Source organism: Staphylococcus sp. HMSC036D05 (genome assembly GCF_001836225.1).
In the GTDB taxonomy this organism is placed as follows: domain Bacteria; phylum Bacillota; class Bacilli; order Staphylococcales; family Staphylococcaceae; genus Staphylococcus; species Staphylococcus caprae.
On sequence record NZ_KV827790.1, the window covers coordinates 1 to 632 of the forward strand.

General features: G+C 41.9%; 1 protein-coding gene. It reads left to right on the forward strand.

Going from position 1 to position 632, the window contains the following annotated elements:
• The coding region (locus tag HMPREF2580_RS12510) for a putative Ig domain-containing protein (RefSeq protein ID WP_256326458.1) at positions 1–632 on the forward strand (632 nt) is incomplete at both ends.

Consider the following 632-nt stretch of genomic DNA (forward strand, 5'->3'; position numbering starts at 1 on the left):
AGCAACAGATAATAGTGGCCAAGCTGTGACGAACAAAGTAAGTGGTTTGCCGGACGGCGTAAGTTTTGATAGCGCTACAAACACAATTAGCGGGACTCCGACGAAAGTGGGAAGCTATCCAATTGTGGTAACCACAACAGATGCGGAAGGTAACGCAACGACAACGAGCTTCACGATTAAAGTTGTGGATACAACAAAACCAACGGTTACATCAATTAAAGAACAAACCAAAGAGGTCAACACAGCTATCGATTCAATAACAATCGATGCTACAGACAATAGTGGTCAAACTGTAACCAACAAAGTAAGCGGTCTACCGGACGGCGTAAATTTCGATAGTGAGACAAACACAATTAGTGGAACACCAACAAAAGTGGGAAGCTACCCAATTACAGTCACGACAACTGATGCATCAGGTAATGAAACAACAACGAACTTCACGATTAAAGTTGTAGACACAACAAAACCAACGGTTACTTCTATTGGAAATCAAACAAAAGAAGTGAATACGGCGATTGATTCAATCAAGATTGAAGCAACAGACAACAGCGGTCAAGCTGTAACCAACAAAGTAAGTGGCTTACCAGACGGCATAAGTTTCAATAGTGAGACAAATACAATCAGTGGCACGC